The organism is Nostoc sp. JL31 (assembly GCF_017114965.1).
Taxonomy (GTDB): Bacteria; Cyanobacteriota; Cyanobacteriia; order Cyanobacteriales; family Nostocaceae; genus Nostoc; species Nostoc punctiforme_A.
Genome location: NZ_JABXKO010000121.1, coordinates 16465 through 41896 on the forward strand (window position 1 = coordinate 16465; position 25432 = coordinate 41896).

22 protein-coding genes are annotated in these 25432 nt (G+C 40.1%); 13 read left to right on the forward strand and 9 right to left on the reverse strand.

Annotated features, from left to right (window positions below; genetic code table 11):
- The first annotated feature begins 442 nt into the window (after positions 1-442).
- Positions 443-1558, forward strand: coding sequence for a thiamine phosphate synthase (locus HWQ43_RS32330; protein WP_292741241.1), 1116 nt, complete (start codon positions 443-445; stop codon positions 1556-1558).
- 110 nt (positions 1559-1668) lie between these two features.
- Positions 1669-1881 carry a sulfur carrier protein ThiS gene (gene thiS, locus HWQ43_RS32335; RefSeq protein WP_292741243.1) on the forward strand — a complete coding sequence of 71 codons (213 nt, stop codon included), beginning with the start codon at positions 1669-1671 and terminating at the stop codon, positions 1879-1881.
- Here the strand turns inward: thiS and blaOXA are convergent.
- Both blaOXA and HWQ43_RS32345 read right to left on the reverse strand, forming a co-directional pair.
- Complete coding sequence (gene blaOXA / locus HWQ43_RS32340; RefSeq protein WP_292741319.1) at positions 1878-2684, reverse strand: class D beta-lactamase; 807 nt, start codon at positions 2682-2684, stop codon at positions 1878-1880. The genes thiS and blaOXA overlap by 4 nt on opposite strands.
- A 265-nt stretch (positions 2685-2949) precedes the next feature.
- Positions 2950-4182, reverse strand: a complete 1233-nt coding sequence (locus tag HWQ43_RS32345) for a glycosyltransferase family 4 protein (protein WP_292741245.1) — start codon at positions 4180-4182, stop codon at positions 2950-2952.
- Positions 4183-5495: 1313 nt separating this feature from the next.
- Between HWQ43_RS32345 and HWQ43_RS32350 the strand changes: the two genes are divergently transcribed.
- Entirely contained in the window at positions 5496-6479 is a 984-nt protein-coding gene (locus tag HWQ43_RS32350) for a DUF1517 domain-containing protein (protein WP_292741247.1), read from the forward strand.
- A gap of 326 nt (positions 6480-6805) precedes the next feature.
- On the forward strand, positions 6806-7186 hold the full coding sequence (locus tag HWQ43_RS32355) for a calcium-binding protein (protein WP_292741249.1): 381 nt from the start codon (positions 6806-6808) through the stop codon (positions 7184-7186).
- 260 nt (positions 7187-7446) lie between these two features.
- On the opposite strand, the gene HWQ43_RS32360 is transcribed toward HWQ43_RS32355, so the two are convergent.
- Together HWQ43_RS32360 and folB are read right to left on the reverse strand one after the other, a co-directional pair.
- Positions 7447-8730, reverse strand: coding sequence for a diguanylate cyclase (locus HWQ43_RS32360; RefSeq protein ID WP_292741251.1), 1284 nt, complete (start codon positions 8728-8730; stop codon positions 7447-7449).
- Between the two features lie 1079 nt (positions 8731-9809).
- Positions 9810-10178: a dihydroneopterin aldolase gene (folB, locus tag HWQ43_RS32365; protein WP_069073964.1), complete on the reverse strand. Its 369-nt coding sequence runs from the start codon at positions 10176-10178 to the stop codon at positions 9810-9812.
- Positions 10179-10346: 168 nt separating this feature from the next.
- On the opposite strand from folB, the gene menD reads away from it, so the two are divergent.
- Positions 10347-12101 (forward strand): 2-succinyl-5-enolpyruvyl-6-hydroxy-3-cyclohexene-1-carboxylic-acid synthase, encoded by a 1755-nt coding sequence (gene menD, locus HWQ43_RS32370; RefSeq protein WP_292741253.1) that lies wholly within the window; start codon positions 10347-10349, stop codon positions 12099-12101.
- A 111-nt stretch (positions 12102-12212) separates the two neighbouring features.
- Here the strand turns inward: menD and HWQ43_RS32375 are convergent, their stop codons facing one another.
- Positions 12213-13403, reverse strand: a complete 1191-nt coding sequence (locus HWQ43_RS32375; protein WP_292741255.1) for a hypothetical protein — start codon at positions 13401-13403, stop codon at positions 12213-12215.
- Complete coding sequence (locus HWQ43_RS32380) at positions 13400-13903, reverse strand: DUF4365 domain-containing protein (RefSeq protein ID WP_292741257.1); 504 nt, start codon at positions 13901-13903, stop codon at positions 13400-13402. The genes HWQ43_RS32375 and HWQ43_RS32380 overlap by 4 nt, the downstream gene beginning before the upstream one ends.
- A 499-nt stretch (positions 13904-14402) precedes the next feature.
- Here HWQ43_RS32380 and menB point away from each other — a divergent pair, with 499 nt between their 5' ends.
- Complete coding sequence (gene menB / locus HWQ43_RS32385) at positions 14403-15236, forward strand: 1,4-dihydroxy-2-naphthoyl-CoA synthase (RefSeq protein WP_100899754.1); 834 nt, start codon at positions 14403-14405, stop codon at positions 15234-15236.
- Positions 15237-15363: 127 nt separating this feature from the next.
- Here the strand turns inward: menB and HWQ43_RS32390 are convergent, their stop codons facing one another.
- Positions 15364-15678: a hypothetical protein gene (locus HWQ43_RS32390; RefSeq protein WP_292741260.1), complete on the reverse strand. Its 315-nt coding sequence runs from the start codon at positions 15676-15678 to the stop codon at positions 15364-15366.
- A gap of 428 nt (positions 15679-16106) precedes the next feature.
- Complete coding sequence (locus HWQ43_RS32395) at positions 16107-16661, reverse strand: DciA family protein (protein ID WP_292741262.1); 555 nt, start codon at positions 16659-16661, stop codon at positions 16107-16109.
- Positions 16662-16836: 175 nt separating this feature from the next.
- Here HWQ43_RS32395 and HWQ43_RS32400 point away from each other — a divergent pair, with 175 nt between their 5' ends.
- From HWQ43_RS32400 to HWQ43_RS32430, 7 genes are all read left to right on the forward strand, one after another.
- Complete coding sequence (locus tag HWQ43_RS32400) at positions 16837-18201, forward strand: hypothetical protein (protein ID WP_292741264.1); 1365 nt, start codon at positions 16837-16839, stop codon at positions 18199-18201.
- 265 nt (positions 18202-18466) lie between these two features.
- A complete protein-coding gene (locus HWQ43_RS32405) occupies positions 18467-19216 on the forward strand; it encodes a PspA/IM30 family protein (RefSeq protein ID WP_292741266.1) in 750 nt (249 codons plus the stop codon).
- Positions 19217-19377: 161 nt separating this feature from the next.
- Positions 19378-20160, forward strand: a complete 783-nt coding sequence (locus HWQ43_RS32410; RefSeq protein WP_292741268.1) for a PspA/IM30 family protein — start codon at positions 19378-19380, stop codon at positions 20158-20160.
- A 174-nt stretch (positions 20161-20334) separates the two neighbouring features.
- Positions 20335-20670 (forward strand): co-chaperone YbbN, encoded by a 336-nt coding sequence (locus HWQ43_RS32415; protein WP_292741321.1) that lies wholly within the window; start codon positions 20335-20337, stop codon positions 20668-20670.
- A 59-nt stretch (positions 20671-20729) separates the two neighbouring features.
- Complete coding sequence (locus HWQ43_RS32420; RefSeq protein ID WP_292741270.1) at positions 20730-21983, forward strand: LL-diaminopimelate aminotransferase; 1254 nt, start codon at positions 20730-20732, stop codon at positions 21981-21983.
- A 415-nt stretch (positions 21984-22398) separates the two neighbouring features.
- Positions 22399-23688: an NF038130 family PEP-CTERM protein gene (locus HWQ43_RS32425; protein WP_292741272.1), complete on the forward strand. Its 1290-nt coding sequence runs from the start codon at positions 22399-22401 to the stop codon at positions 23686-23688.
- Positions 23689-24243: 555 nt separating this feature from the next.
- Positions 24244-24666, forward strand: coding sequence for a response regulator (locus tag HWQ43_RS32430; protein WP_292741274.1), 423 nt, complete (start codon positions 24244-24246; stop codon positions 24664-24666).
- Positions 24667-24688: 22 nt separating this feature from the next.
- On the opposite strand, the gene HWQ43_RS32435 is transcribed toward HWQ43_RS32430, so the two are convergent.
- Entirely contained in the window at positions 24689-24868 is a 180-nt protein-coding gene (locus tag HWQ43_RS32435) for a hypothetical protein (protein ID WP_292741275.1), read from the reverse strand.
- Positions 24869-25432 lie beyond the last annotated feature (564 nt).

The following is a 25432-nucleotide window of genomic DNA, read 5'->3' on the forward strand; positions in this document are numbered from 1 at the left end:
ATATATTGACCGATTGGCGATATTTAATACATAGTAATAAATGATATTAGACATCTCCAGAAATTAATTGTGCGTTGCCCAAAATAATTTGTAGGCACAATTCATGAATTGTGCCTATATCATTTTCACTTCTATATCTAATAGATATTAAGAGTGAAATTAAATATGCGTTATCCAGAACCCTTGTAGAGACGTAGCACTGCTATGTCTCTACATTCGTTTTTAAATTGTGAATTTTCTGGTGTATTCCCTTTTGCCAGTCTTTTGTAAGCTCGTTGTCTACCGTAAAACACTTGACTAAGCTCAGTGCGAAACTGTAGCCTCAAACTACCCTTATCACTGTCTATAGGAACATGGGATAATTTACCGTAACCCTCACTACTACGTTGTTTTGCGTAGATTCAGCAAAAATCTAGTAAAAAAAAAGCAAATTAATTAACTTATGGTTACTAGGACTTATGATAATTCACACTTCGATGAAAGCACTAACGGGGTTGTTGTAATGGTCGAGCCATACAGCCAAAAAGAGCAAATACAGCAAGTTGTTTACCGCATTTTAGATGCCAATTTAGATCGCGCTCGTGAGGGCTTGCGAATTATCGAGGAATGGTGTCGGTTTGGGTTGAATAGTGCCCAGTTGGCTCTTGAATGCAAACGGCTACGACAAGAGGTAGCCAAGTGGCATACCCCAGAATTGCGGGCGGCGCGAGATACACCAGGCGATCCTGGGACTGAATTAACCCATCCTCAAGAAGAACAACGAGCTAGTATAAAATCGGTCTTGCAAGCTAACTTTTGCCGGATAGAAGAAGCATTACGGGTGTTGGAAGAATACAGCAAGCTTTACCAGCCAAATATGGCTAAAGCTTGTAAGCAGATGCGCTATCAGGTTTATACCCTAGAAAGTAGTTTAATGGGTCATCAGCGCCATCAATTGTTGTGGCGATCGCATTTGTATCTTGTGACTTCCCCTAGTGAAAGTTTGTTGAGCAATGTCGAGGCTGCACTCAAAGGTGGATTAACGCTTCTACAGTACCGCGACAAAACCGCTGATGATTCTTTGCGTCTGGAACAAGCGAGAAAATTACGGCAGTTATGCCACATCTACGGCGCTTTGTTCATGGTTAACGATCGCGTGGATGTAGCTTTAGCTGTCGATGCCGATGGCGTGCATCTGGGACAACAAGATATGCCTATTGCTGTTGCTCGGCAATTACTGGGTTCGCAACGTCTGATAGGGCTTTCCACCACAAATAAGGAAGAAATGCAAGCAGCAATTGCTGAAGGTGTAGATTATATTGGCGTGGGGCCAGTTTATGAAACTCCTACAAAAGTAGGTAAAGCAGCAGCAGGGTTAGAATACGTCAGCTATGCTGCCAAAAATTGTTCAATTCCTTGGTTTGCGATTGGGGGAATAGATGCCAATAATATCAATGATGTGATCGATGCCGGAGCCGAACGTGTCGCAGTGGTGCGATCGCTTATGCAAGCCGAACAGCCTACCCTCGTGACGCAATATTTGCTCTCGCAACTCAATCGCATTAAACCAGAACTTTAAAATAGTCATTTGTCATTTGTTATTTGTCATTTATCCAAAGTGAGTAACCAATACCCAATTTCCAATGCCCAATTCCCAATGCCCAATGCCCAATGCCCCACACACATATTATGTCTAACGAGATTACGATTCAGGTAAATGGGGAAACCCATAGCTGTTCGTTGCAAACTTCCTTACCCGATTTGCTCCAACAATTGGGTTTTAATCCCCGCTTGGTGGCTGTAGAGTATAACGGTGAAATTTTACACCGCCAGTTTTGGCAGCAAACAAAAGTGCAGCCAGGCGATCGCTTAGAAGTTGTAACTATTGTCGGTGGTGGTTAGTTGATTTGAGCCAGCAAGCCCAAATCCTTGAGGCTACGTCGTGTAATCTCAATGCGGGCGGGTGCATCTTCCGATTTTTGTATATCAAGGGTTGTCGCGAAAAAGTAGACGTTTTTGTTTTGCTCTAAATAACCCACGAACCAACCAAAATTTGGTTTGATACTCGTTAACCATCCCGTCTTTCCTCGCAGTGTGTAGTCTGGAGTTTGTTCGCGTACCATAATGTCTTTAACAAGATTTATTGTCCTTTGCGAGAAAGGCAAATCGCCTTGATACAACCGTTGCAAAAACTTAATTTGCTCTTTGGGGGTAATTTGCAATAGCTGCGGTTGTAGCCAAAAACCATCGATGTCTGCGACAGTGCCAATCTGACGGTTCCCGTAGCCTACTTTGTTAATAAATTGCTGCATCCGTTCATATCCAGCTCTACGCGCCAATACTTGATAGAACCAAACAGTTGAATCTTTAAAGGCTTGACGCAAATTTGTATCATGATTCCAGGCATCAATCTCTCGGTGAATTCCATCCCAAGTAAGAACTGCCACATCATCAGGAACTACACCTGTTTCTAGTGCCACCAACGCGTTAAAAATTTTGAATGTTGAAGCTGGAGCAATTGCAGTTGCATTACGTTGAGGATTGTGTTCATAAATGCAGTTATTTTTTAAGTCGTAAATCAAGATAGAGCCTTCACGCCCAAATTCTTGAAAGTGTCGCCCGAAATTTGGCGCTTTCACAGCGGGACGTTCAGATGAAGTTGAAGCAGGTTGAGCCACAACATACATTGCTCCAAAGGTAATCATACTTACAACAGCAAGACATCCAATGACTGTAAACACGAAAGATTGCATTCGGTGCTTTGTGTAACGCCGAAGGAATTGCTCTATGTTAAACCAGATATTTTTCATTGCACACTTAATCACATCACAAGCGAGATTTTACACTGTAATCTTGCTCTTTTGTGAAGCAATTTGTTAAAGGTTATGCAGAATATGGCTTATAGTAAATTGCCCTTTTTGGTATTTTTTGAATTTTATGATTTCATCGGGTTTAGTTAATAAAATCACTTCACAAAATTGCGTTTTTTCCCTCTGATTTATAAAGCGATCGATGAAGAGTTCTACGCTTGGCTAATTCTTTACCTTTACGACCGAGTTGCTCGCGTAATGGTTGGTCTTTACACAACCGATTGAAAGCTTGAAAAACTTCATAACCAGAATTGGGATTAACCAGTATTCCATTTTCTTCATGCTGAACTGTATCTAGAACACCACCTAAACGAGGGGCAATTATCGGCTTCCCGAAGTAACTTGCTTCTAAATAAGCCATACCAAAACCTTCCATATTATTAGGCTTAGTATCCGATAAAGTCAGCATGGCAAATATGTCGCAAGCTGCATAATAACCTGCTAATTCTCGCTCTGGCACATATCCAGCAAAGTGGACGCGCTTATCAACCCGCAAACGATGCGCCAGAGATTTCAGTTCCGACTCACTTGGCCCTTGCCCGCAGAGTATATAATGAACATCGACCCCAAAAGTTAGCAATATTGGGATATTATCAATTACTCTGTCGAAACCTTTATGTTTTAGTAGCCTGCCGATGGAGAGAATCACTATTGCGGAATCGGGAATGTTGTACGTCTGACGCACCCGAACCCGTAAATCATCAAAGCTACTGGGATTGGCTACATTATTCCCAAATTTTTCTGGTCTGATGACTGGGTTAATGACGTGGGTAGGAGTATCCAATCGGAAAGCAGTTCTGAGGTAGTCTCTTGTATAAGAACTGTTACAAACAATGCCTTCAGCGCGTTTTAGTGTTAATTTAAATAGCGATCGCAGCACGGGATTGTGTAAAGTACAAAGAAGATCGTTGCCGTGCAGATAGATAAAAAAGCGAATCGGTAACAAATAGCTCAATAGCAACAGTGAAGGAAAATCATAGCCGTGGCCCCACTCTATATAACGATAGTGATAGCGAAAATAGAGTTTAATTGCTAGGACAAATGAGCAGACGATATTGACCAAAGGCCTCAGGATATTTCTCACATAGCGACTACGCCAATATTTAGGATAATACCAGCGATACACAGGAAACTGTTGACTCTTATCAAATACTTCATCTCCTGAGCAACTAGCTGCCAGCACAATTACTCGTTCTGGATCTTGGAGACAGCGATTGTAGATATATTCCCCAATTACAGCTTCTTTCGGCAGGAAGATCCGGGATATGACTAGGATATCTGGGTATGCAGCTTTGTCTCTGATTTCGGCTGTTAGTTGAGAAATATGTTCCATAATAAAGTTGATGACTATATTTCAAATAGTTTTTAATTTATTTACAATTAGGATTACTTTCAAAGCCATCATTATTATTTTATTTCTTTTAAAACGAATTTGGTAGACAAATTTGAAGCCTATTTTAGAAGATTAGCCAGGAAGATTGTTTTTTTATTGTGTTGATTTGATTTTTGCTGCAAATTTCTCAAGTAATGAGAAATTATGTGCATGATGAACAATAAATAAGCTGATGTGCGTTCGTTAATACTGTCCTTTGTCATTGGTCATCTATCCTTTGAAATACAAATAACTAATGACAAATGATAAATCACAACCCTCATGACTAAATATACAACTTAAATACGTAACAGCTTCAAAGCTAGCACTTTTAGCGAAATTACTCAGTGAACAACTGTTGCGAACATTCCCAAATTTAACTACGTTCAATAGAATATCCTAAATACCTGAACTATTGTACCAAAATGATAAAAACTTTTGTAAATTTCAGTAGCAAAATTGCGTCTGTATACCTTGGCTAACAGGGATTGCAAGCACTTTTTATTGTTCTGCGTATACGCATTTTTAAGTTTTTTAATGTACTAAATAATGTTATTAATGGTGGTGGCTCGTTGAGCCAGTGCTAAATCCTTAAGTAATCAGTTAAAAAGAAGTACTTGTAAATAAATATTCCTGACTTTTGACGTGATATGGAACAGCCAAGGAAAAATCTAGTACAACATACCATTTCAAATGGCGCAAGAAGCTCGGAATACAATTATGCGTGACTTTTGATTTGCGGTACTAGCCTCCTTACAGTGTCGTGAAGAGAGAAAATTTAAAGTCTCTCTGCTAGAAGAAGAGATATGGAAGAGATTTTCCAAATTCCGTGAAAAGTCAGATTAACTTGCTACTCGGATGTTTGCGTAAGTTCTGTTTTACTCAACACCATTTCAGTGAATAATTAAAAAAATTAGTCAAAATAATCACTAAAAATTAAAATCATCTGTATAATTCAAAACTGTAGTCTGATAACTGCTAGCCCAAGGCATAGCAAACAATTGCCCGTAAGCGTAGCCCGTCGTAGACATCGTAAATTTCTGTGATGATAAACATGTCTTCAGGTACGGTTCCCCAGTCGAGAAATCCCCCCTGCGATCGCTACTTACCCAAGAGAAGACGCGGTAAATTAAATATGTAGCCTCTAAAAGTCAATGCTACGTGAATGCTACAAACTTGCTTGTTACGGGCTAGCGTTAGCGACATCCTGCAACACTACTCCCAGCATAGGGAGAGATCATAAATAATAATTCCGTTTTTCAAGCTATTGTCTTATGCGTAAAAAACTACAACAAACCATCAAACCGCTGTTAAAAACCTTCTTAGCCCTAAGCTTGGTGTTAGCTTTGGCTCTTGGTCACGCTGATGGCGCATTAGCAGCCCGCAGTGGGGGTCGTATCGGTGGTGGCTCCTTTAGAATGCCTTCCAGCCGCACTTATACACCGCGCACCTATGCACCTCCTGGCGGGGGCGGATACTATCCTGGTGGTGGTTTTGGTGGTGGCTTTGGCTTTCCCTTCATAGTTCCCTTCTGGGGTATTGGGGGAGGATTTGGTGGGATATTTACCATCTTAATTTTCTTGGCGATCGCTAATTTCTTATTGCAAACTTTCCGCCGTGTCTCTAGCGGTGAAACTGGAGAAACAGATTACAGCAGTAACTCTCCTGTTTCTGTAACTCGTTTGCAAGTAGGTTTGTTAGCTCAAGCCCGGGAATTGCAAAATGAACTCAACCACATTGCTGAAACTGCTGATACTAACACCCCAGAAGGCAGAGCAGAAATTCTCCAAGAAGCCAGTCTAGCTTTACTCCGCCATCCCGAATACTTTGTATATGCGGGTGGTGGCACTCAACAAGCCAGTTTAAATTCAGCTGAAGGTCAGTTTAATCGGCTGTCACTGGCAGAACGCAGCAAGTTTAGCGAAGAAACTCTTTCTAACGTCAACAACCAGCTAAAAGCAGCCCTTGCTAAAGATGCTTTACCTCCGGCTGGTGAACTCGACAATCCCACTCGCCTATTTACCGAAGGTCCTGGTGAATACATTATTGTCACATTGTTGGCGGCGACACTAGGTAAGTTTGAAATCCCCACAGCGATTAATAGTGCTGATGATTTGCGTCAAGCTTTGCGGCAAATTGGTAGTATCCCTAGCGACAAGCTTCTAGCAATTGAAGTTCTTTGGACTCCGCAAGCTGAAAATGATACCCTCACATCTGATGATGTGTTGGCAAATTATCCTGATTTGAGACTTGTTTAATCTCTGAACAATTTTGCGCTTGAGCGCTAAAAAAAACTTTGCATCTTAGTGCAACGAATAACTTACCCTTAAGAGCAATAACTAGAAAACCGTTTGTCAATGACAAGCGGTTTTTTATAGAGTTTATATCATTTCCAGATAATTAGTTATGATTCCCACAGTCATTTCACCCCAACCGGCCCTAAGAGTTTGCAAAGAGGGTATTCAGGGATGGGGTTCTTGGAGGTTAATAAGTAATTAAACGGACATAAGAGATATATTGAACTATGATTTTAGAAACATTTTGGTAGTATTATCAAAATGAATTATACGCAAAGTGTTATCTTATGCCTAGTGTTGAAGCCGACGAAAACCGAGAGCATCGCATTAAAACTGAGATCATTGTAGATGCTGAAGACAAAGAAGACCGGGCTATGGGTTGGTACTACTACCTCGAAGAGGCTCTGAATTTTCCCTTTCTGGCTAAATGGACTAAGAAGGCACGCAAATCAGGTTCTGTCGAGGAGAAACAAGTTGAAGTCCTGGGAATGGCCCCAGATGATGAGTGCTTAAAAGATATGTTTGTCGAAGTTGCTTATATTAATGGTAAGGATGAAGATGTATATTCGGCAAAATTATCTGAAATAGCAGCTATTGATGCTGACAGTGAAACTCAAGAAGCGATCGCAGACTGGCTCTATTGGATTGCTAGAGGTTATAAGTTTTGAAGCAGAATGCAGAATTCAGAATTCAGAATTTAGAATCAAAGTGGCAAACCTAAACCTATTTTCAGCGTTCGCCTGAGCGCTTGTCTAAGTCCGCCAGTCATAAAGAATTCAATTCTGTTAGCGGATAGCTAAGGTTTAGCCCATTCTGGCTACTGACTCCTGAATTCTGTTTTTCAGTTTTTTCCATGACAGAATTATCGGGCTTCTCAGTTGTATACCATAACCTTAGTAGCGCCTAGAGTATCTATCATATTCCATTCTTAACTAAATATAGTATAAGTAGCTTTTCCCTGGCGTTTAGCTTGGTACATAGCAATATCAGCATCCCGCAGCAGAGTTGCAGGCTCCTCATAATTACTAAAATTCCAAGTAATACCAATGCTAGCTGTAGTAGATAATTGATATCCATTCAGGTTAACTGGCAATCGTAAAGAGTCTTGAATACGTTTGGCAACATTGGTAGCGTCGGTAATGTCTTTAATATCCTCCAAAAGAACAGTAAACTCATCACCACCAAATCGTGCTACAGTATCGCCACTGCGTAAGCACGATTCTAAACGTCTAGCGATCGCTACTAAAAAATCATCCCCTATTCCATGCCCAAAGCGATCGTTAATCTCTTTGAAGCCATCTAAATCCAAAAACAAAACTGCAAAATAATAATCGCTTCTGCGTTTGCTACGTTCAATAGTTTGTCTGAGCCGATCTAAAAATAAAACACGATTTGGTAATTCTGTCAGCCCATCATAAAATGCATTGCGGATCAGTTGCGCCTCTGTCTGCTTACGTTTAGTAATGTCTTGAAAAACTAAAACCGCGCCAGTAATATTGCCATCTCGATCGCGGATAGGTGCAACATTATCCCCAATCGCTATTTCTTTGCCATCTTTGGTAATCAATGTAAAGTTTTCTGGTAAATTGAAAACTTCACCTGCTTCGATTACATAAGTGCCCAAGTTTTCAATTTTTTCTCCTACATCTTTATTAACTAAGTTAACGACTTCTATTAAATCTTTCCCGAACGCTTCACTTTGCTTCCAACCAGTGATTAGTTCTGCTATGGGATTCATCATTTCAATACAACCATTTGCGTATGTCACAATCACTGCACAACCCATACTATTAATAATTGCCATCAACCTCTGTTTTTCTTCGTATAATATTTTTTTGCTCTGATGTTTGTACAGGGTCATTTCAATCACAAAATGTAAATCACTTTCAATAAATGGTTTGACTATGTAACTAAAAGGCTCACTTAGCTGATTTTTATATAATGTTTTATATTCCGAACACTCCGTTAGATATACTACAGGCACATGGAAGTGATTCTGGATAATATCCGCTACGTGAAGACCATCTATTTCTCCAGCTAGACAAATATCAATTAATACTAAATGTGGATGAGTCTCTGCTACCTTTTTTATTGCTTCTTCACCAGATTTAGTTATTTCTGATACTAAATAACCTAATTTTTGTAAACTTTTTCTAATATTTGAGGCTATATTTTTTTCATCCTCAACAACTAGGATTTTGCGGGCGAACATGTTACGATAACCTGTTTGCTAAGGTTCAGATTTTTGTTGTTAGTGTCAACTCAAGTTAAAAGTGCTTATCTTATCATAAACAATCTCTAGCGACCCTGTTTTCTTGCTTGATATTAATACTGACTAATGAGTAAATAGCATCATGTTATTAATCTCCGGAAATTTCTATGCTTGTCAAAGCTAATTTTAATTAATTTATGTAGCTAATATGATGCTACTAAACATCAAATTTAAATTAGAATGTAATTATCAAGCACTCAAAAACTGATTTTAAAATGTATACAATAATTTTTTATTGGGAAAGTATAAACACTAAGTATAATATCTCTATACAAATTAATCAAGAAAAAAAAATCATAAAATCACGTTATATTACTTTAATATAATTTAAAAAATCTAGACTTTGTTGTATCTATTATGCTAATATACATCAAATAAAATATTATTAATAATTCATCGTAACCTGTAATTAAAGAGTTTAATGCTGGTTTACCTAAAAACAGGTTTTATATCAGATGAGGTCTAGATTACGGTCTAAATCTGTCTGAAATTTTTAATGATAAGTAAACTCGTCTTACTTAGAAATATTCATATAAAAACCGTAAATTTTTTAAACTTCTCAGTCTTATTGTAATAGCATGGCAAGCCTAAATATGTGCAATAGAAAATTAGTTATGTTTCTCAAATCTCAATAGTTGAGATATTTTTAATGCATTATTTTAGCCTTGCCACGGCACTACGCGTATTTTAAAAATAAAATACTAGTACAGCACGGCGTAAATAAAGCAACTATTTCAAATCGTTCAAAAGCCTGTCTTCTAAGCTTTTTGACTTTTGACTTCCGCCTTGGGGTACTAGCCCTATAGCTTCTGGTTAATACTTAATCACAATTGATGTCCTCTGAAAATATGCAAGTTAAATGTTCATCAGCAGATCGCGGTATTTTTTAGTTTTTTGGTAATCAGCAGGTGCTGGAGGTAATAGCAAGAAAGATTATCATTATGAAACATTTCCAAGCTCCACGTAAACCCCCTGTTTTTGCTAGCTGATAGATATTGAAAAAAAACGCATTTTGTGAATTAAAGGTTGGACTTACTTTTAGTCAGTTCAATGCTAATTTTGCCACCAAAATCTGGAATAGGTGCAGCAGGTTTGCTGAGAGTGACTTGAACTTTTGTTACACGATCGCACTCTTGGAGGATAGAATCTGCGATCGTTGTTACCAATTTCTCCACCAAAACAAATTTAGACGTTTTGATCAGATGTTGTATCAAGCTAATGACGCTGCGATAATCTAAAGTGTCTTCGATCGCGTCAGTCTTGGCCGCTGTGGAGATATCCAACCATAACCTCACATCCACCTCAAACCATTGTCCTAGCACCTGTTCTTCTGGTAGATACCCAGTGTAGCCATAACCGCGAATTCCCGTTAAATGAATGCAATCCATAAAAGTTTGAGAGCAAATTGTGCATTTTGTAGAAAGTAGAGCAAGTTTTGCTTGGAGATTTTCTTTCCCAGAAACTCGCGTGGCGGTGATGGAACCCAACACCGCATTGATGGATTTTAAATTGAATTTCCCTAGACAAAATCTAAAATTTAAGATTGTTTTATAGCTATGTTTGATTTAATGCCGATCGCTTATAGGAATGTTAATCAACTTTGGGCTTATATTTTAGCAGAGACGCTAAAGCGGTTGGGATTGACTTGTGCCATCATTTGCCCTGGATCGCGTTCTACACCCTTAGCGATCGCTTTTGCTCAACAAGCACCTGAGATTGAAGCGATTTCCATTCTCGATGAACGTTCCGCCGCCTTTTTCGCTTTGGGACAAGCTAAAGCAACCGGACGCCCTGTAGTACTAGTTTGTACCTCTGGTACAGCAGGAGCAAATTTTTATTCAGCAGTAATAGAAGCCTCATATAGTCACGTACCACTATTGATACTAACTACTGATAGACCCCCAGAATTGCGAGATTGTCACTCTGGGCAAACTATAGATCAGTTGAGATTATATGGAAACTACCCAAATTGGCAAACAGAGTTAGCCTTACCCTCCGCCGATCTGGGAATGCTAGCTTACCTGCGACAAACGGTAATTCATAGCTGGGAAAGGGCGCAAACTCCTACAAAGGGGCCAGTCCATTTGAATATTCCCTTTCGCGATCCCTTAGCGCCTCTTCCTGATGGAACCGATTTGAGTTATTTACAGTCCCAGTTCCACCCAGAAGAATTTTTCGCAGGAATAGCAAACCCATGCCCCATGCCCCATGCCCAATGCCCAATGCCCAAAGAATGGAAAGAGTGCGATCGCGGCATTATTATCGCAGGTGTTGCTCAACCGTCGCAACCAGAGGAATATTGTAGAGCGATCGCGTACCTTTCCCAAACTCTCAAATGGCCCGTGCTAGCTGAGGGACTCTCCCCAGTTAGAAATTATGCCGAACTCAACCCTTATTTGATTTCCACTTATGACCTGATTTTGCGAAATCAGCAACTAGCAAAGCAGTTAGCGCCCAAAATGGTGATTCAGGTGGGTGAAATGCCTACAAGTAAAGAACTGCGTACCTGGATAGATGCAACTCAACCGCGACGCTGGGTAATTGACCCTAGTGACCAAAACCTCGACCCTTTGCATGGGAGAACGACGCATTTACGGATATCTGTGGAAGATATAAAAGCAGAGCAGATAAATTTATCTTTATCCTCAGACTATGGAAAGCAATGGTGTGATGTGGAAGCTAAAGTCAGGTTAGTTGTTGACCAGACGATGGGGAAAATAGATAAAGTAATTGAGAGTAAAGCAGCTTGGTTAATTTCTCAGATTTTACCGCCAGGAACGCCTCTGTTCATTGCCAATAGTATGCCTGTGCGGGATGTGGAATATTTCTGGAAACCGAATAATTTAGAAGTGCGATCGCACTTTAACCGGGGTGCAAATGGCATAGATGGCACATTATCCACAGCTTTAGGAATTGCCCATCGCCAGCAAAGTAGTGTGATGTTAACGGGAGATTTAGCGCTGTTGCATGACACCAATGCTTTTTTAATCCGCAATAAGTTTGTCGGGCATCTCACAATTTTGTTAATCAATAACAATGGTGGTGGTATTTTTGAAATGTTACCCATTGCTAAATTTGACCCGCCATTTGAAGAGTTTTTCGGCACTCCCCAGGATATTGATTTTGCTCAGTTATGCGCTACTTATAATGTGCAGCATGAATTGATTACTTCTTGGCAGCAGTTGCAGCAAAGATTAAACCCGCTACCAACTCAGGGAATTCGGGTTTTGGAGTTGCGGACAAATCGTAAAAAAGATGCAAAGTGGCGACAGGGTAATTTAAGTAAGTTTGCTGTAAATATTGCAATTTAATTATCTCATTAAGTTAAACACTTGTGGGATTAAACATAAAATTTCTTTGCTACAAGTCTTACAAACGCTGACAAAGTAGTGACAAGCTCTTAATTTTTAATGAAAATGAATTTAAACATTCTTTCGATATAGAGAAAAATTCTGTACTTCTCTCAAAACTAATAATTCATTTTCTTTAATTAAGTGACCATTACATATTATTGGTAGCTGATCTAAGTTAGCTTGAAATGCAATTAGATAGTCTCTACGATTAACTTCAACAATAATCTCTTTCTCTTCATCTTCTATAATAGTTATAATAGTAACTTTTGCTTTTTCATTTCCACCAAACCATTCAAGCTTAATTACTAAACCTTTAATGGTTGAGTGCAATAGTTCTTGTTTAGAAGATAAAGGCAATGCAATACTATCGATTAGGATAGCTTTTTGGTTTCTACCCAAAATATTTTTGCGAGATTTTAGTTTATTCTTAACCTCTGTAATAACAGACAGAACTTGTTTGTTTAATTTTATTTCTAAAGGAATATTAGATGGATGATCTAGTGTTTTTGAACAAGTTAAATTAAAACTCAAGTTTGGATCATTATCATTATTTATCATGTGTGATAATGCATCACATAGATTAGCACTTACTCCTTCTTCTATGGCTTTATCTAAAACACTTTCTCTTTCAGAAAGTTTTTGCTCGTGAGCTAAACTAATAATATTTAAAGCTTGAAATAGAGTTCTAGTCACCTTTCTTTCAAAACAATCTGAAGATTGATAATTGTCAACTTTTAATGGAGAAATAATAGTTAAAACATAGCTACCTTCTTTGGTATGTCCTAAACGTAAATTTTGCATATAGTCAGTTACTTCACTAAATGAACCTCCTTTAAAATAAGGTTTAGGTTGTACAGCAGATGAAGCAGCTGACCACATTAGCTTTTTAGCTGATTCAAATAATTGAACTCCTTGATATATAGGAATGCTCCCATTTATAATTTCTGAATGATTCACTGAAATTTGTACAATTTCTGCTAGTGGAGTCTTAAGATTAGTTATTATTTCTAACTGAGAACGATTTTCTACAATTTCAAGATTTTGTAAAACTTCCTTCATCCGAGCAGAAAAATCTCGAAATTCAGGATTCAGAGGTAATAATATTTCAACATTGTCTCCTTGAGCTAGTTCTAATGTCCAAACAGATGCAACATCGTTTATTTGCCTTTGTTTATTCCAACCTTGAGTTTCCAAATAGCTAGCAACTTCTAGTGGATTTATGGATTTAAGAACGTCAATGTCTCGTATAGTTGCTTTCATGGATTACCTCCATTTGAGATTATATCCATCATTTTTTGTAGAGTTTCTACATTAAATATTTTATCTTTTGATAAACGCACTGACTTAGTTTCTTGACCAATAGGTAATTCTTTTTCACCTCGCAGTGATGTCCAGTAAGCACAATGTTTAATAACTAATTGTTCTTCGCACTGATACAACCAACTATTTAGATCGTCAGCCAAGACAACAACAACTAAAATGCGTGGAACATAGACATTAGTATATCTTAAATCGTCATAGTTTTTTTTCTTTAAGGGATAACTCATACTCGTAGCACCAACTACATTCCTCTTAAAAGGGGCTTTTAGCTGTAATTCTAAACGGGGAGAGCGACTAGTTCCAATAGCTCCTTTGGCTGCAATACCCAAGTCAATGCTGTCATCATCTACCTCTAGTGGATAAAGGGTATAACCTGCTACTGCTGCAACAGCACGAATATAAGCGTTACTAAATTGCTCTTGACGCTGAGTAATATGCATGGACATTCAACTAAATAATCAAGATTTTGAGCTGTTCAAAAGATAATGACTAAGTTCTGTTTTCAGGAAAATTAGCCTTAACGTAACTTTTTGCACGGTTGCTTATTTTATCCCTAATGGTGATAGTGGTCGAGTGTCAACAGCCAAAATCTAGTTAATGAATGCCAACCAGCCTTCCAAATAGCATCACTTTCAATTCAAGATCATTTTGGTTAACCTTGTAACCAGCCTTCCAAGACAGCGATCGCAATATCAATTCCAACAATCTTCTTAAGCAATTTCACCAAATAGTCGTTTTAACAGTCGCAGGACGAGCGATCGCACTTTTTCTTCCACTGCTTCTGATATACCTGCGTGTCTACAAATGCTTCTTCACTACGGGAAACTTTATTTGTAGCCATAATTATTTTACGGAGTGCGTAGGCGTAGCCCACCGCAGGTATCGCATGTCCCTACGTCCGCGATAAAATTCTCAAGCACAACAGCGCACTCCATACCAATGCAAATTAACTGGCAAACTGCCAAAACCTACGAAGATATTCTGTATCAAAAAACTGATGGCATTGCGAAAATCACCATCAACCGTCCTCACAAACGCAATGCCTTCCGTCCTGAAACAGTCTTTGAACTGTATGACGCTTTTTCTAATGCTCGTGAAGATACTACTATTGGTGTTGTTCTATTTACTGGCTATGGCCCACACACTGATGGTAAATATGCCTTCTGTTCCGGTGGCGATCAAAGCGTGCGCGGACATGCGGGTTATGTGGATGATACTGGTATCCCTCGCTTGAATGTGCTGGACTTACAACGGCTGATTCGTTCGATGCCGAAAGTGGTGATTGCTTTAGTGGCTGGATATGCGATCGGTGGCGGACACGTCCTACACTTAATTTGCGACCTTACCATTGCTGCCGATAACGCCATTTTCGGACAGACTGGCCCGAAAGTCGGCAGTTTCGACGGTGGTTTTGGAGCCAGCTATCTCGCCCGCGTTGTGGGGCAAAAAAAGGCTAGAGAAATTTGGTTTCTCTGCCGCCAATATGATGCACAACAAGCGCTAGAAATGGGTTTAATTAATTGCGTCGTCCCAGTGGAACAACTAGAAGCGGAAGGTATTCAATGGGCGCAAGAGATTTTAGAAAAAAGTCCGATCGCAATTCGCTGTCTCAAAGCCGCCTTCAACGCTGATTGTGACGGACAAGCTGGTTTACAAGAACTTGCTGGCAACGCCACCCTACTCTATTACATGACAGAAGAAGGATCTGAGGGCAAACAAGCCTTTCTCGAAAAGCGTCCACCAGATTTTCGCTCTTTTCCTTGGTTGCCTTAGAATTGCAAAAATCGCACTCTTTAATGAGATGCGATTTTTGTAGATATCAACTTTTACAGCACTAAAAATCTTAAAAACAAATCTTATTTTAAGCAGACTACAAACTCAGTCCAGTAATAATGGATGACTAAATGACCACTGCTTTAGTTTTTACCTGTTCTGATATAGAAGCAGCTATTTCCTCTAGAGGGGCAAGAGCAGCATTGTCTAAATCTGAGGCTAAAGATTGACAAGATGTTAAAACTGGAGCTGCATCTGGTAAACCCCAAGCATCTTCCAAGGTTTCCCAAGAAGGTGCAAAAGGTGGGAGCGCCAAAGAGCAAGCCTTCCAAGCCGCTTGAACTGGTGCGCCCAACTGCTGGCACGTTCCGCCACGGCGACCTTCTGGCTGGTAATGACGGCAATATTTACAGGCAGATGCTAAAACTTTAATGGGTTTCATTCGGATTCATCTTTAGTGTCATTTCTGGCTGAATTTCATCTTTATATTTTGCTTCTATATATAAAGACAGAGAAAAGCCAAAAAGTCATTATTTTCTATAGGTTTCAGCGATCCCTAGTAAAAAATAAACTTCAGGATATTTTTATAATCTTGTCATATATTTAAATAATCAGTAGAGCAATTACATATAGATATCGTCTAAAACTTATTAGGGATCAAGAATAAAAGTAAAGCTTTTGATTTATCTAGCCTTTTAAATTCCTCCTTGAGCCATCCTTAAGGCATAGATTTTCAGATAAATAGTCTGCTTGAGATCCCACATTTGGCATATTTTAGCTACAAACTATACTTTTTCTCAAGAATTAGAAATCTTTGATGTAATGGCAGGAAGGTATTTCAGGATCAACTCTGCTCAACGAAATAATCGTTCAACTCTTTTGCTTTGAAAACTGTTTAGCAGCACAGACAGAACAGACTTCCCAGCGCTGGAGTTCACCAGGTGGGGTGGGAGATTGACACTGGGGACAAAGGGGTAAGCCATGCGATCGCGATCGCACAATCTTCGTCCAATGTCCAAAAGCCGCATTTACATCTTTAGTGGGTGTAGCATTAGGGCGGTTAATCTCATCACCAAGGTAACTGGGATGCTCATGAGGCGAAACCGTTTGTTGCTGTTTTCTATCCGCCGAAGGATTCTGCCAGCCAGCAGTCGAAAAGCGAATATCAACCAAAGGCGTTGGCAGCTTTTTATTCAACTTTAAAAGTAGAGATGTGCGACCAAAAGTCAGGTTTTGCGCCCAAGCAGCACTAGAAGTTGCTACCGACAAAACATCACGCTGAATCGATAATGGTCGAGTATTTGCGGCAACCAGTGGGCCAACAACTTCTGCCCAACATTTGAGCAGGCGTTGAAATGGTTGTTCCTGCCATTTGGCCTGCTTTTCCAGAATCCTTAAAACATCATTAATTGATTTCAACGACATTATTCAAAGTGGGGAGTGGAAAGTGGGCAAGGGCAGGGGATCAGCGAGCAAGGGAGAAGAGTTTCCCCTCTGCTTCTTTTCAATGCCTCTATCTATTTAAATAATTTCCGCTACTATTGTCACAAAATATATCTAAAAGTTGATTCCAGTAATCTACGTTTGAGGCGCAAAAGTAATGACTCAAAATCCCCTGAACGACTCCGGTACTCATCAATCATCTAAAACACCTGGATTGAAACCAGTACTAGCAGCAGCACTAGCGAGTTTAGAGGTGCCGCTAGATCAAGAGTTAGCTCGATACCGACGCACGCGAACTGGTTTGGTGTCATCAAACCAGTCCCGTGTTGCAAGTTACATGAGCGGACAACCCCAACAGTTAACTGCCATTCCGACAACATTGGGCGCAACTCAGTCATCAGCAACGGAAATTAAAACCAACGTAACGCCTGCATCTGTACCCGTGAATTATCAGGGAACCCCTGCGCCAGCTACGGCAAAAATTGATGTCCCACCCGAATCTGTAGCTGTGAATCTTGAGATGAACCCAGCACCAACTACGGCAAAAAGTGAGGAACTGAATAATCTTAATGCGTCCTCCACCTCCAATGCAGCTAAAACACAAACTCAACTTCCACCACCCCCACCCAACTTTAGTAGCAGCATCGTGCCAGCAATCGTTAAAAATACTAAAAGCGAAAATCACTTGCAGTCAGATGATAGCCCCAAGCATCCAGATGACTATTTAGAATCTAGTGAAGCACTGCTGCGAAGTCTGACAGAAGAACAACCAGAAACCAAAAAACCAAGCAATTCTAGCGACAGTCTGCTATCACCTTTGGGTATTGGCTCCATGTTACTGCTATTAGTAGCGAGTCTTACCTTGGGTTATGTAGTCTTCAACCCTAAAAGCTTGCCACAATGGAATTTAGGCAATTTGTTTAATGGCAACTCGTCTCCTACACCAGAAAATACTGAGGAAGGTGGGAGTAATGTCCAACCTCAAATCCAGCCACCAAGTACATCTATACCCAAATATCCCAATCTAGCTACTGAAGAGTTTCCTGAAGTAAGAGATCCTAACGATGTAGTTGGCTTAAAACCCAAAGTCCAACCAAACCCCGCAGTAGTAACTAATCCAGTTGTTCCCCAAAACCCCGCAAATCCTCAAGCGCCATTGTCTGAACCCAATACAGCCCTAAAACCGACCAACCCGATCGCCTTAGCACCAGTACCGACGCTACAATCCTTGCCTCCCCTAAATTTGCCTCCCACTTCATCGACAAAAACCTCGCCCAAGCCAGTCGCAACCCCACTAGAGCCAAATGCAGAAATCAAACCAGGAACAGATGGGTTTTATCATGTAGTGATCGATAATAAAGGGGAAGCTTTTGCCTCAGCACGGCAAGTAATTCCTGATGCTTATTTATCGCCCAACAAAGAATTGATTTATCTAGGTGCTTTTAAAACTAAACAGCAAGTAAAACAACAGATGAAACTGTTAGAAGCGAAGGGAATCAAGGCACGGGTTCAGCAGCCATGAATTGCAAAAATCTACGATACTATGAGATAACAGTCCTGAGTTTTAAGTGCTGAGTTTTGTTAGCAGTAGCGGAGCGTTGAGCCAATTCTGAGTCCTGAGTAGTAGAGATAAAATCTTGCTTATTTACGCCCCTACGATAAAAATTCTTAATATTCAGGACTCTAACTTGGCATTCAGCACTCCATAACTACCCTACGACAAAAATTTTTATACTCAGGATTTTAACTAGGCACTCAGAACTGGGTTTCGTGAATGGAGAGCCGACATGGAATTAATCAAGCGTATCCTGCGGGTGATTCGCGCTAATCTCAATAGTTTGATTGGTGGTGCAGAAGATCCAGAAAAGATTTTGGAGCAAGCTGTTCTGGAAATACAGGAAAATCTGGTGCAGTTGCGGCAGGGTGTAGCACAAGCGATCGCTACTCAGAAACGCACTGAACGACAAGCCGCCGCCGCTGAGTCGCAAACAGAAGAATGGTATCGCCGCGCCCAATTGGCGCTGCAACAAGGCAATGAACCTCTAGCACGCGAAGCTTTGACTAAGCGCCAAGCCTACAAAGAAACCACTACAGCCCTCTTTTCGCAGATAGAGCAGCAAAACGAGATAGTTGCTAGGCTAAAAAAGGATATGCGATCGCTAGAGTTAAAAATTTCCGAGGCGAAAACAAAAAAAGATATGTATATTGCTCGCGCCCGTTCTGCTGAAGCGTCTTATCGCCTCCAGGAAATGCTCGGCGGAGTCTCTGCTACTAGCAGTCTGAGTGCCTTTGAGCGCATGGAAGAAAAAGTTTCACAGATAGAAGCTCAATCAGAAGCCATAGCTCAACTTAGTAGCGACGACTTGGAAACACAATTTACTTCTTTGGAATCTAATGATGTAGATACCGAATTGGCAGCGATGAAGGTGCAGGTTTTCAACCAGTCAGAAAACACACAGCACAAAATCCTAACTGAGGAGAGCCAAAAGACAGAGCAGCCTCCCCAACAGCAGTTACCGAAAACTCAGGATTCTTGAAGTTCGACTAATTACCCCAGTTTGGCGATATCTTAACAATTAAGAGTTGTTAGGAGGTACTGATTCAAAATGGAAAGATTACATTGAAATAGGTAGCTATAAAAAAGTAAAAAAGCTAACTGTCCAGAAAAAGCGTAAATCACACAAGGAAAAACAAAGTTATGGGATTATTCGATCGCATTAAGCGAGTAGTTAGTTCTAACCTCAACGACCTGGTTAACAAAGCCGAAGACCCCGAAAAAATGCTAGAGCAAGCCATCCTGGAAATGCAGGAAGACTTGGTACAGCTGCGTCAGGGAGTAGCCCAAGCGATCGCCGCCCAAAAACGCAGTGAGAAACAGTATAATGATGCCCAAAATGAAATCAATAAGTGGCAACGCAATGCTCAACTGGCGCTACAAAAAGGTGATGAAAACCTAGCACGACAAGCTTTAGAGCGTAAAAAAACCTATACTGACACCAGCACAGCCCTCAAAGCTAGTTTAGATACGCAAAGCACTCAAGTTGAAACTCTCAAACGCAATTTAATTCAGCTGGAAAGCAAGATTTCTGAGGCTAAAACCAAGAAAGAAATGCTTAAAGCTCGGATCACAACTGCCAAAGCCCAAGAGCAACTCCAAGGCATGGTGCGTGGGATGAATACCAGCAGTGCAATGTCTGCCTTCGAGCGGATGGAAGAAAAAGTCTTGATGCAAGAATCACGGGCCCAGGCACTAGGAGAGTTAGCAGGTGCAGATTTAGAAACCCAATTTGCCCAGTTGGAAGGTGGCAGCGATGTCGATGATGAATTGGCAGCCTTGAAAGCGCAAATGCTACCACCCGCTACTCCAGTAACTCAAGCCCAACTGCCACCGCAACAAGAAACCACTGCCCCTAATCCTAAATCTAATGAGGTGGTTGATGCCGAGTTAGATTCCCTACGCAAGCAATTGGATCAACTGTAAAATTGACAGAAAACTTATTTGAGCTAGTCCCACACCTGTTGGCTGTGGGATTTTACGTCACTAGTCAATAGTTAACAATCAAGATAACTATGAATTATTAACTATGGACTATTGACGACTTTGGGATAAAGTATTGTGTGTGCCAACTTTGATCGCCACCTGATGGAGACTGCAATGAGTAAGGCTGTAATCACCATAACCGATGCTGAGTTTGAAACCGAAGTGTTAAAAGCCGAGCAGCCTGTATTAGTTTATTTTTGGGCTTCCTGGTGTGGGCCTTGTCAATTGATGTCGCCCCTGATTAACTCAGCTGCTAGCAAATATAGCGATCGCCTCAAAGTCGTTAAGATGGAAATCGACCCCAACCCACTCACTGTTAAGCAGTACCAAGTGGAAGGTGTACCCGCCCTCAGACTATTTCAAGGCCAGGAAGTTTTGATATCTACTGAGGGAGTCATCGGCAAAGATAAATTACTTGCTCTCCTAGATACCCACTTAAATAGTAATTAGTCAATACTTCATAGTTCATAGCAAATGATTGATGACCAATGACTAATGACTAATGACTAATGACTAACATACAGTTTGCAAAACGTTTACAACCCCTAAAATCTAATGTATTTGCTGATATGGACAGAGCCAAGGCAGTCGCTTTGGCCGCTGGACGAGAGATAATTGATTTGTCGTTGGGGTCTTCTGATTTACCAGCCGAGGCACACGTTATTGAGGCGATCGCCCAATCTCTGCACGATCGCAGTACCCACGGCTATCTGTTATTTAACGGTACCCAAGGATTCCGCGAAGCCGCGGCCAACTGGTACGAACAAAAATTTGGCATCAAAGTCGATCCTCAAACTGAGGTACTACCTCTAATTGGTTCTCAAGAAGGTACAGCCCATTTACCCCTAGCAATACTCAACCCAGGAGATTTTGCCCTGTTGCTCGATCCAGGCTATCCCTCCCATGCGGGGGGAGTCTACCTAGCCAGTGGTCAAATCTACCCAATGCCACTACTGGCAGAAAACGGTTTTTTACCAGTGTTTGCTGATATTCCTGCCCCAGTCTTGGCTCAGTCGCGGATGATGGTATTAAGTTATCCTCATAATCCCACTGCTGCGATCGCACCTTTATCTTTCTTCCAAGAAGCTGTCGCTTTCTGTCAACAACACAACCTCGTGCTAGTTCACGATTTCCCCTATGTAGATTTAGTATTTGGGGAGAGTGAGGACTGGGGAAAAGGGAGCAGAGGAGCAGAGGAGCAGAGGAGCAGGGGAGAATCACTAATGCCCCATGTCCCATGCCTAGTCCCTTCAATTCTGCAAGCCGATCCAGAGAAAAGCGTCTCGATTGAATTTTTCACCCTTTCCAAGTCCTACAATATGGGCGGCTTCCGCATTGGCTATGCCATCGGTAATGCCCAGTTAATTAACGCTTTACGCCAGGTAAAAGCCGCCGTTGATTTTAACCAGTATCGGGGAATTTTGAATGGTGCGATCGCTGCCCTAACTGGTCCTCAAGCCGGCGTAAAATCTGCTGTTGCTACCTTCCAGGGGCGGCGTGATGCTTTCATCAGTGCTTTACATCGCATTGGCTGGAATGTTCCCACTCCCCAAGCCACAATGTACATTTGGGCAAAATTACCCTCACCTTGGAGTGAAAACTCTGTAGAATTTTGTACCCAGCTAGTCAAACAAACTGGTGTAGCAGCTTCTCCAGGTGCTGGCTTTGGCAAATCTGGAGAAGGGTATGTCCGTTTTGCCTTGGTGCATGAGCCACCTTTGTTAGAAATTGCTGTAGAAAGAATGGCTGAGTTTCTTCATTAAATTTCTTCTCAAGCTGAACGCTAAGGATTTTTAGTGGCAAAGTTTACCAATGGAAGATACGTAGGGGTACACATTTGTGCGTCCCTACTAATTACCGTATTGTACTGAACTTAAAAATATTATGTGGTAATTTCTGTTACTAAATATATTGTTTTAAATATGTAATTAAACGTATAAAAATATCAAAACATTCTTCATCTTTTTATTGATAATCAGAAGTAACTTTACCCAATCAAGTCTCCCCATTTCTTAAACTGGGTTTGTACGCTGAGATACCAAAGACGGCTAATAATACAGGTCGTGCTTTTAAGCAACCCTATTGCCAAAAAGCCTGTGGTCAAGACAGCCCAACCCTAAAAACGGCACTAGTTTAAAACTTAACTTCCAAACTGACAGAGACTTGAAAACAATGAAAATGACTTTTCAGAAACTTGTGATTGGTGCCTCAATGGCTATTGGTGTGAGCGGTTTTGCCACTGCCCCAGCACACGCTACATCCTTTGACTTTAATAATACAGGAGAAATTAACACTTACACTGGTGGCTCAACAGGTACCTTCATTAACGGGAATGCACAAGGTGGTACTAACGCTGCCATCAAAGCTTTGACAGATAATAACCCCAGCTCTAACGTCGAGCTTTGGTATAGTAGCGAAACCCCAGGTTCTAATGTTGGCTTCACCGCCACAAAAGGAACTTATACAGCCACCGTTAGTAGTGTCACTGCTAATGACTGGAATAGTTTTGGTTCGCAATGGCTAGGCGATTTATTGAGTAGCTACACACCATTTCAATCAGTTTGGAACGGGTTTTCAGCCGACAGCAAATCACTAATAACTAGTTATTTTCCTTCCTTGGGAATGGGAGATCCTAACATTGGTGGTTTCCAATTCGGCCAAGATGGCGGTGTGGAACTGAAGTTAGTTGGTCACTTGGATGTAAAGACTAAACTTGCAACAACTATTTCTACTAAGGTTGATGAAAAGTGGACTGCAATTAAATCACAGTTTCCTCAACAAACAACTCAACCAACCCTTTCACAACTTGAAAGTTCAATTCCACAACTACAAACACAACTAAACGCAATTCCAGGACAAATTACAACACTACAAACACAACTAAACGCAATTCCAGCACAGATTACAACACTGCAAACACAACTAAACGCAATTCCAGCACAGATTACCACACTGCAAACACAACTCAACGCAACTCCTAACATTCCAGCCAATCAAGTAAAAAGGCAACAACTGACAAGTCAAATTTCTCAACTGAATACTCTCAAAAATCAGACACTGCCAGGTCAAATTTCTCAACTGAATACTCTCAAAAATCAGCTGCCAGGTCAAATCTCTCAACTGAATACTCTCAAAAATCAGCTACCAGATCAAATCTCTCAACTCACATCATTTAAAGATGTACTGACTCTGCAAGCTGCATTAAATGGATATCAAGGTGAAATTGCGGCTAGTGAAATTGCTAAAGTCGTTACTGGTGGTCAAACTTACTATGCCTATAGCTTTAACCCCACTGCATCTGGTATTACTGCTTCTGATGATGGTGTATCCTACAGTGCGATTTATACTTGGACAACACCTGAATATGTCTCTCCATCCTCAGTACCAGAACCTTCAGTGGTATTTGGTATTTTAGGTGTTGCTGGTATCTTTGCTACACAACGCAAGTTAAAAAAAGTATCTGGCTAAAACTCCGGTTTCCATTCCAAAAAATAAGCAAGGGAGCTAACAGCTCCCTTTTTTGATGAATAATTCCTTGCAGCTATAAGAGAATTTAATCTTCTAGGTTATACTATTTTTAAAAATACTTGCAAAAAATAAATCGGTTGCAACATTTGACATCTATATGTCTCTACCAACTTGATTTGTTTTTAATATGGATTTCGTACAATGGTATTACTTACCTTCATATCTTTAGGAAGGGCAATTACCATAATATTAGTTCCAGTATTACTTAAGTAGTTTTACTGATAAACTTTAGAAAATTACTATTGTAAAAAAGATGTTAACTTAAATACTCTAAATTATAAAAAGTTCGTAAAAAAAAGATTAATTTTTGATTTAATTATATTTGATTATACTATCATTTTAGTATTGTAGTGCAGCTAAATTTTATTTCTTCAGATATTTAATTAGACTACATAAGTACAATTTATATTTGTTTCACTGTTTAAATGCACTACTATTTTATTTTATGGTAATCATTGTTGGCTTTTAATTAAGATAATCAGATAATAGGTAGCAATGACAGTACAATTACTCAATATAAATAAGCCATTGCAGTCACACAAAGCTAGACGAATTTTACTAGTTGAAGACCATTACCTCAATCGGATGTTACTTAGTGACTATCTAATTTACTGTGGGTATGAAGTCCAAAGTTTATCAGAAGGCTCTGCTTTTTTCTCAACCATAGAGAAATTCGAGCCAGATTTAATGTTATTGGACTTGAAATTGCCAGATATTGATGGTTATTCACTCTTAAAACAAGTCCAGCAAAATCCTCATTTGTCAAAAATACCTATCATTGTGGTTTCAGCCTTTGCTTTTAAAGCAGATCAAGAACTAGCTCTGAGTTTGGGTGCATGTTGCTATTTTGTTAAACCTTTAAAACTCAAGGATCTCATCCTTGCAATTGAAGAACAGTTTACTTGTCACCACAGATAAAGTTTTTTTGCTAGGCGTGTATTTATTCTGCTTTTTGGTCAGCAATAAACTCTTCAACACACTCGCTAATAGTTTGTACAGAACTGCCGATTTTTGAAATTTTTTGTTGTACTTGTGCTAATAATAAAACTGCTGTTTGCAATTCATTTAGAGTTTCAGCCATAGCCTCACGATACTGGATTTCAAAATCTTGTAAATTCATAGTTTAGCTCTCGCCTGAAATCATCATCATAAATATCTTCTCAATCATAGTCGCAAATTTAACTGACTAAATCCGTTAATTCGCTTAATATTAGAAATTCAACAAACAAACACAAATAATATCAATAAATTAAGATTTTATCTAATGTTTATACAAACAACATATAAGTAGATTACTTATTAATAAACAATATAAGTCAATACAAAACTATTATCATCTAATCTCAAATATAAAGTTTTAGATAATAAAGTATTACCAATTTAAAAATGTTAATTATATATCAATACAGTTCAGTTAAGAAAAATTGTATGTTGAGTTAAGCAATGCGCAACCCAACAAAGCCCAGGAATTGTTGGGTTACTCTTCTCCTGTCGGAGACGCTACGCGAACGAGAAGCCCCTTCTCTACGAGACGCTCCGCGAACGGGTCTACGTTCTTCAAACGCTACTTGCTTCTCCCCTGGCGCTAGCCTCTCCCTTTGGGAGAAAGGGAGAGGAGACGCTGCGCGTAGCTTGCTTCCCCGAAGGGGTACAAGTAGGAAAACCCGTCTAATGCAGTGGCTCT